Below are 6,104 nucleotides of genomic sequence, written 5' to 3'. Positions count from 1 at the left end.
CCTATATCCGGTGGTACAATCAGCATCGCATCAAAATATCACTCGGTGGCCTTAGCCCCTTGGAATACCGCAGGAACCTAGGGATTGTAGCATAGGAGTCCAAGAATTCGTCCGCACCTCCGTGCGATCATCGAAGCCTGGTTGAGATTGAGGTCGTTCCGGCTTTTCTAAAGCCCCTACGTCAGCGTCGCAATCACGGTTGTTATTGCTAAAAAGAACCTAAATTCTCCATACGCTCGCTAATCGGCTCCTATCAAGAGTGCTCCGACAATTATTGATTCGGAACGTGATATTCCTGGGCTCATTGCCACGTACTAAAAGGAGCTGATAATGAATACCATTTGCTCATCGATCTGCTGCGATTAACAATATAGGAGCTGAATTAAATTCTGATCGGTGAGAAGAAGAACGATGCGCCCTGTAGACAGCAGTGTGCAAATCAATGAGGGGCTTGGAAAACGCCCTGTTAGACGAACGTCGTGCGGCAGAGCGCCTGTAAATGCAACCGAGAAAGGCGCGAAAGGTGGCAATCACGAAATGGCGAGCCCTGCGACTGTTGCGCAGTGACGTCACAATTTTGATAAGTCGACGGACATAACGGCAAACGGTTGCCAAGACTGCTCCAAGTTGAATGAGAATATCGCGCTTTAATCAAAATCGGCCAGCGAGTATCAGATGTGCAGTGGGAGCGGCCGGAAGATATTCGGTCACCCTTCGATCGCACTCAGTGAAGCCGCGGCGCAGAACTCATTCATCCGAACCTTTTCGAGATACTATGTTTATGATGGGAAGCTGCTCATCGAGCGCAAAGATACCCATTGAAACTGTAATCGATAGCAGCAGACCCAGTACTGCATCAGAAGCATAATGAGCGCCGACAGCAACACGTAAGATGGCCGTTGTGACGGCAGCGACAATTACAGGTGGAGCGACCCATAGGCGGTACCGTTCTGGAACAAGCACAATTAAACAAATAAGCCATCCCGCGCCGGACGCCTCGCCAGATGGAAACGAGCAATTTTGATGACAAGCCCCATGGAAGGAACCAGCCGGTATGAAAGGAAATGAACCTCCGAACAGATCGGTCTGGAACGGTCGAGGTCTGCCGTAATAGCGCTTGAGAAAAAGGTTGGTGATCAAACCATTGCCGATGACGAAGCTGGTCAAGGACAGCGCGAGTTTACGCACCGGTATGACCTTGCGAAACCTTTCAATCGCCGCAGCCGTAAGCAGGGAGATAAGCGTAATTGCTGCAGCCAAATATGGTAGACAGTACAACAGCCACCGCATTGAAATGACGACACCTACGTTGCTCAGCGTAAAGGACCCGCAGCGGCCTGATGATGCTTTGTCCATGCAGGGTATGCTGCTGAAGAACAAATCAGATACTGTTAGATCGATCGCCGGCACCATGTAGAAAATCGATAGAAGCAAAAACCACACGGTCGTCAAAACCAGGAATGCGTTGACGTATGATCGCCGCCATATAACGGCGCTTAACGTGCTCACTTGTCAGGCTCTCTCTAAATACTCGGACCAAGAGCCGTATTTCGAGTTTGACTGACGAGGACCTGAATTTTGCGCGGCTGATTCTATACAAATTTGTAAAGATTGCTGAAAGCTGACTGAAAGGTTCGGCCTCCTAACCTCCTTCCCGCATCGCGGAGGAGACGCGACAAGTGCGAGCGAAAGCGATGCGCTTTTTTATCTGGAGGAGAACATAATGTTCATTACGAACCGAATTCTTAAATACCTTACACTCCCATTGCTTGTAGCTGGCACGACACTCGCCGCTGGCGGCGCAAGGGCTGCCGATAAGCTAACGCTAATGGTCGGTGGTTATGAGAAACAGATCTATCTTCCCGCAAAACTCGCAGAGTCGTTAGGCTACTTCAAGGATGAGGGGCTTGACGTTGAACTTCTTAACGAGCCAGCCGGCGTCGATGCGGAAAACCAACTTCTAGCGGGCGCTGTTCAGGGCGTCGTTGGCTTCTATGACCACTGTATTGATTTGCAGGCGAAAGGAAAGTTTGTCGAGTCTATTGTCCAGCTCAGCCAGGCGCCCGGCGAAGTTGAGCTTGTGTCGAATAAGTATCCTGACGTCAAATCGTTTGCCGATCTTAAAGGTAAGAGCCTCGGCGTAACCGGACTTGGGTCGTCGACAAATTTTCTCACGCAATATCTGGCGGTCAAGAACGGTCTTAACCTCTCCGACATCACGTCGGTTCCTGTTGGCGCTGGCGCAACGTTCATCGCTGCCATGCAACAAGACAAGATCCAGGCTGGGATGACGACCGAGCCCACCATCACGCGGCTCTTGAAAACAAACGAAGCCAGAATCCTCATCGACATGCGGACAATGGAAAATACACGCGCTGCCCTCGGAGGCACCTATCCGGCGGCTTCTCTCTATATGGAGACGGAATGGGTCGCAAAGCACAAGGAGCAAACCCAAAAACTTGCCAATGCCTTCGTCAAGACTTTGAAGTATATCAATACGCATTCGGCGGCTGAGATCACCGATAAGATGCCGAGAGATTTCTACGTCAACGACAAGGACGGTTACGTCAAAGCTCTGGACACTGGCAAAGCTATGTTTACTGCTGACGGCGTGATGCCAAAAGATGGGCCGGAGACCGTTCTGTCTGTCCTGAAAGGCTTTTCGAAGTCTCTCAAAGATAGCACGATTGACCTCTCCAAGACGTACACGACAGAGTTTGTGGCGGACTTGAAGTAAGCGGTTGCCGCCTCCCGTACATGCGAGGCGGCAACAATATGCATAGTTCTCAAAGAGAAAGCTTTGCGGTGTCGGGGCCGCGCTCAGAGTGGGTCATGAAAAGGACGATCAAAACGATCGATGCCAGGAAGCCCAGGCTCGTATAAATAGTGCCGAAGCCAAGCCCTCCATACTCGACCGGTTGAGACAGAAGATCGCCAATAGACGCACCAAGAGGCCGCGTGAAAATGTAGGCGAGCCAGAAGGTGAAAATTCCATCGAACTTGAACACGAAATGGGCGATCGCAATGACGGCGATTACCACGAGGAATACGATGGCGGTCGTTAGATACCCGAAGTCAAAACTTTCAGCCACCAGATCGCCAGCGGCGGTTCCGAGCGCAAAGGTGAGCAGGATCGCGAGCCAGTAAAACCTCTCGCGGCGTGCTGTAAAGATTGTATGAATCGATAGCGTCTTCTCGAATTGATACCAGATCACGAAGACGGCGATCAGTGCAACGGAGAAGAGTGCTGTCGAGAGCTGAAGCGCGACGCCAAAGTTGTCTGTAAGGTTATCGGTTACAAGCGTACCGACGATACTGATAAGGACAACCGTTCCCCAGTAAACTCCCGGTACGTATCGCCTCTGCGAGAACTGCAATCCCATGACCAAGGTGAGAATGCTAGTCATGATGATTGATGTCAATGTCAGACCAAGTCCGAGATTTACCGCGAGATAATCAGCGGCTGTCTCACCCATCGTTACTGCCATAAGTTTGATCAGCCAAAAGGCAACGGTGACGTTGGGGACTCGATTCAGGGGCTCGAGAAATTGCTTATTTGTCATGGTGCTGTCCCTCCCCCGTCCTACTTTCCCATGACTTTCATCGCTTCGGTAAGAAACTTATCAGCGCGTGCGTCATCGTCTGCATTGCAACGTTCAACAGCCTTCGCTTCGAGATCTTCGACTTTCTTAGCGTCTGTATCAGTCAGTTTGGAGGATTTCTTGGCTGCTCGCATGTCTTTGAGCATGTCTTCGCATGGGACCGCTGCATGGACGGGTATAGCGACAACGAGAAAGCCGATAGCAGCAATGATATTGAGGAGACCGGCGGCAACGATAATCTTCATGGTAATGAACCTTTCCAGAATGAGCTGTGGCCGCTCCACCGCGGCGGATGAACGATTACGGGCTCCGCCATACGCAGGTCTTTCCTAAACAATACCTTTTCGTAAGGATCGAGAAATCGGCCTTACAAAAACGTATGTTGTTAGAGCAGTGCAAGGACGGCTACGGTTTCCCATCGCGATTAACGGACGAGATACGACCATGCGCATTCTCTTCATCGAAGACGATCAAAAGACATCCGAATACGTTGCTAAGGGTTTAACCGAGGCCGGACATAGCTGCGATGTCATGTCCGACGGGCGCGACGGGATGTTTCAAGCGCAACGTGAAACTTATGACGTCCTAATTATAGACCGCATGCTCCCTGGTCTTGATGGCCTGTCGATCGTTCGCTCCCTTCGCGCGGCCCGTGTCGGCACTCCTACACTTTTTTTAACCTCTATTGGTGGGGTCGACGATCGTGTCGAAGGGCTGGAAGCGGGTGGTGATGATTATCTTGTAAAACCATTCGCGTTTTCCGAGCTGCTAGCACGCGTGAACGCCCTTTCACGGCGCCCCCCGGTGCAAGAGACAAAAACTGTTCTGAAGGTAGCGGACCTTGAGCTCGACTTGATTAAACGTGAAGCTCGTCGAGGCGGTCAAGTGATCGAGCTCCAGCCTAGAGAATTCACTCTGCTGGAAGTTCTCATGCGTGGTGAAGGTCGCGTAATGACGAAGACCATGCTGCTAGAGCGCGTGTGGGACTTTCATTTCGATCCCAAAACAAGCGTTGTGGAAACTCATGTTAGCCGTCTCCGGGCAAAAATCGATAGACCGTTCGAAGCCCAACTTCTTCATACAGTCAGGAACATCGGATACAGCCTTCATGCGCCTAGATAGCTTGCGCCGGAGTACCCCGTTCCGTCTTGCTGTGACTTTCGGGCTATTGTTCATCTTCACCTTCTTGGTCAGTGGCGCGATCATGTACAGGATGTTGAGCTCAGGTCTTGAACACGAGCTCGACGCTTCTCTTCATGAAATGAATGCGGTCATCGCCTCCACCTATGCGCCAAACGATATGGAGGATATCGTTGCCACCTTGACCAGCTACATGGAGCTACAGACGACGAAGGACGGCCTTTATTCATTGGTGGATTCCGAAGGAAGGCGCGTTGCGGGCAATTTCACGGCAACAAAGATGCCCGTTGGTGTCCATACAGTAACGCCTCAGGAACTTGGATTGCCTGGCTTCAGTAAGTACCGGATCGAAGTGACAAAGCTTGGACAGAACCTTCTCGTAGTCGGACAAAGCTTTGAAGATGTGAACAATCTGCTGCGAACTGTTCTTGTCAGCCTCGGTTGGGCCGCAATCATAGTGGTATCGGCGGCAATTGGCGGAGGAATATTTTTGGCTGCGAGGGCTCAGAGCCGCCTGGATGCTGTGGCACGCACCATGTTCGACGTCTCCAACGGTCGACTTGATAGCCGTATTGAGCTGCAAGGTCGCAATGACGATCTCGATCTTGTCTCGATGCAGATCAACAGTGCTCTTGATCGACTCTCCGGGCTTGTAGAGGGGATGAGGCAGGTGAGCGCCGATATTGCCCACGAGCTCAAGACCCCTCTAAATCGCTTGAAGATGACGCTGGACGAGGCGGGACAAGATATCGCTTGTGCGGCGGATGTTTCTGGTCTCCTTGCAGATGCGCGAGCGGAGAGCGACAAAATCAATTCGACCTTTGAGGCACTCCTTAGAATATCCCAAATCGAAGCGGGCGCTCGCCGGGAGCGGTTCCAAAAGATTGATCTGATCGACATCGTCGCACTGGTGGAGGAGGTCTACGTTGGGGTCGCTGAAGATAATGGACAAACTTTCAGGGTCGTCGCAGCGCAGTCTGCAAACGTGTTGGGCGACAAAGAGCTCCTGACACAATTGATCGTAAATCTTGTTGAGAATGCAATCACCCACTGTCCCGAAGGTTCGTCGGTCGAGCTGTCTCTTTTTTCTGAGACCGGTCAAGCTGTCGTGCAGATTGCCGATAATGGTCCCGGCATCCCAAGCAGTGAACGAGAAAGGGTTTTCAGGCGTCTCTACCGTCTGGATAAAAGTCGTTCAACTTCTGGCAGTGGGCTTGGACTAAGTTTGGTGAAGGCAATTGCCGATCTTCATTCAGCAGAGATTAAACTGTCGGACAATCAACCGGGTCTGGCTGTGGAAATCGTTTTCGTAAGCATATGACCGGAGTCTCGTTGGCATTTCTAGACGTTCTTTCGTTTACT

Annotated in this window: 7 protein-coding genes; 4 read left to right on the top strand and 3 right to left on the bottom strand. The window is 51.3% G+C overall.

What is annotated here, in order from left to right:
• Nucleotides 1-95: IS3 family transposase (locus tag VQ830_RS27230; protein WP_337271293.1), on the top strand; the 95-nt coding region annotated here is incomplete at its 5' end.
• Nucleotides 96-747: 652 nt separating this feature from the next.
• Here the strand turns inward: VQ830_RS27230 and VQ830_RS27225 are convergent.
• The gene (locus tag VQ830_RS27225; protein ID WP_337271290.1) at nt 748-1,356 is read right to left on the bottom strand and encodes a phosphatase PAP2 family protein; all 609 of its coding nucleotides are present in this window, start codon (nt 1,354-1,356) and stop codon (nt 748-750) included.
• Nucleotides 1,357-1,723: 367 nt separating this feature from the next.
• Between VQ830_RS27225 and VQ830_RS27220 the strand changes: the two genes are divergently transcribed.
• Complete coding sequence (locus VQ830_RS27220) at nt 1,724-2,737, top strand: ABC transporter substrate-binding protein (protein ID WP_337271289.1); 1,014 nt, start codon at nt 1,724-1,726, stop codon at nt 2,735-2,737.
• A gap of 49 nt (nt 2,738-2,786) precedes the next feature.
• On the opposite strand, the gene VQ830_RS27215 is transcribed toward VQ830_RS27220, so the two are convergent.
• Together VQ830_RS27215 and VQ830_RS27210 are read right to left on the bottom strand one after the other, a co-directional pair.
• Entirely contained in the window at nt 2,787-3,563 is a 777-nt protein-coding gene (locus VQ830_RS27215) for a COG4705 family protein (RefSeq protein ID WP_337271288.1), read from the bottom strand.
• A gap of 20 nt (nt 3,564-3,583) precedes the next feature.
• A complete protein-coding gene (locus VQ830_RS27210) occupies nt 3,584-3,847 on the bottom strand; it encodes a hypothetical protein (RefSeq protein WP_337271287.1) in 264 nt (87 codons plus the stop codon).
• A 199-nt stretch (nt 3,848-4,046) separates the two neighbouring features.
• Between VQ830_RS27210 and VQ830_RS27205 the strand changes: the two genes are divergently transcribed.
• Entirely contained in the window at nt 4,047-4,724 is a 678-nt protein-coding gene (locus VQ830_RS27205; protein ID WP_337271286.1) for a winged helix-turn-helix domain-containing protein, read from the top strand.
• Nucleotides 4,711-6,063, top strand: a complete 1,353-nt coding sequence (locus VQ830_RS27200) for a sensor histidine kinase (protein ID WP_337271285.1) — start codon at nt 4,711-4,713, stop codon at nt 6,061-6,063. The genes VQ830_RS27205 and VQ830_RS27200 overlap by 14 nt, the downstream gene beginning before the upstream one ends.
• Nucleotides 6,064-6,104: the final 41 nt, after the last annotated feature.

This window comes from Oryzifoliimicrobium ureilyticum (assembly GCF_037199735.1).
Lineage (GTDB): Bacteria > Pseudomonadota > Alphaproteobacteria > Rhizobiales > Rhizobiaceae > Rhizobium > Rhizobium ureilyticus.
This window is presented reverse-complemented; position numbering and strand designations above follow the sequence as displayed.

Bases quoted from the DNA above. Each gene is read 5' to 3' on its own strand.
- VQ830_RS27225 (WP_337271290.1), bottom strand. From the start codon at position 1,356: ATGGACAAAGCATCATCAGGCCGCTGCGGGTCCTTTACGCTGAGCAAC.
- VQ830_RS27220 (WP_337271289.1), top strand. From the start codon at position 1,724: ATGTTCATTACGAACCGAATTCTTAAATACCTTACACTCCCATTGCTT.
- VQ830_RS27215 (WP_337271288.1), bottom strand. From the start codon at position 3,563: ATGACAAATAAGCAATTTCTCGAGCCCCTGAATCGAGTCCCCAACGTC.
- VQ830_RS27210 (WP_337271287.1), bottom strand. From the start codon at position 3,847: ATGAAGATTATCGTTGCCGCCGGTCTCCTCAATATCATTGCTGCTATC.
- VQ830_RS27205 (WP_337271286.1), top strand. From the start codon at position 4,047: ATGCGCATTCTCTTCATCGAAGACGATCAAAAGACATCCGAATACGTT.
- VQ830_RS27200 (WP_337271285.1), top strand. From the start codon at position 4,711: ATGCGCCTAGATAGCTTGCGCCGGAGTACCCCGTTCCGTCTTGCTGTG.